This window comes from Actinomadura soli (assembly GCF_005889715.1).
GTDB lineage: Bacteria > Actinomycetota > Actinomycetes > Streptosporangiales > Streptosporangiaceae > Spirillospora > Spirillospora soli.
In genome coordinates, this window is sequence record NZ_VCKW01000586.1 from 1 (window position 1) to 921 (window position 921).

1 protein-coding gene is annotated in these 921 nt (G+C 73.4%); it reads left to right on the forward strand.

Annotated features, from left to right (window positions below; all coding sequences use genetic code 11):
• The first annotated feature begins 180 nt into the window (after window positions 1-180).
• Window positions 181-825 (forward strand): SecDF P1 head subdomain-containing protein, encoded by a 645-nt coding sequence (locus ETD83_RS42005; RefSeq protein ID WP_171064760.1) that lies wholly within the window; start codon window positions 181-183, stop codon window positions 823-825.
• The last annotated feature ends 96 nt before the right edge of the window (window positions 826-921 follow it).

A 921-nucleotide genomic window follows, 5' to 3' on the forward strand; every position in this document is an offset into this window, starting at 1 on the left:
GCGAACCCACCCGGCCCTGAGACAGCACGCGGCCCACAGGCAACAGGCTCTGCGACCCCACGCGGGGCCGAGATGAAACGCGGGCCGGGAGCGCCAGGCGGAACAGCACCGCTGCGCGCCCCCGAGGGCGTGCGAGGAGGGGACACGGCTGTATTGCCCGCAGGTGCAGGCACGGCCGCCATGGACCCGGCGGCTCGGCGGCGGGCGCGGGCGGCGGAGCGGGCGCGGGCCGCGGCGGAGGCGAAGCGGAGCCGGGCGGCGCGGCGGGAGCCCCGTCCGTACCGGGAGCCGGTGTCACCGGCCAAGGCCGCCGACCAGCACCGGTCGGCGCTGCTGGTCATGGTGCTCACGCTGGGCCTGCTGATCGCGGCCGTCGTGGTGACCGGTGGGATGATCGCGTCCTCGATGCGGACACGTCCGGTGACGCTGGCCTCGCCGCTGCACATCTATCCGGTCACGCACGCGACCCCCGGGCAGTGCCCGCCCGGGACGCAGGGCATCACCGGGCAGTCGGCCGCCGGGCCGACGTGCTACGGGCTGGCGCAGGGCATCGCGATCCACAAGGTCGCCGACCTGCGCGTCCAGAAGTCCGGGGCACGGCCGGGCGGCTACGACGTGGCGGTCACGCTGCGCCCGATCGACCGGGACGCGTTCGCCGACCTGACCCGCGCCACAGTCGGACGCGACCTCGCCTTCGTCGTCCGGAACCAACTGGTCACACTCCCCCGCGTCGACATGGCGATAACGGACGGAAAGGTCGTAGTGACCGGCCCCCCGAACAAAACAGCCGCAAACAAACTGGTAGGCCAACTCAAGGGCAAGTGACACCCACCGCCCGGAGGTGGTGGCGGCGGCCCCGGCCTCTGCGGCGGCGGGGCACATCCTGGGGGACACGGACGTGCGGCTGTCTCTTATACACCT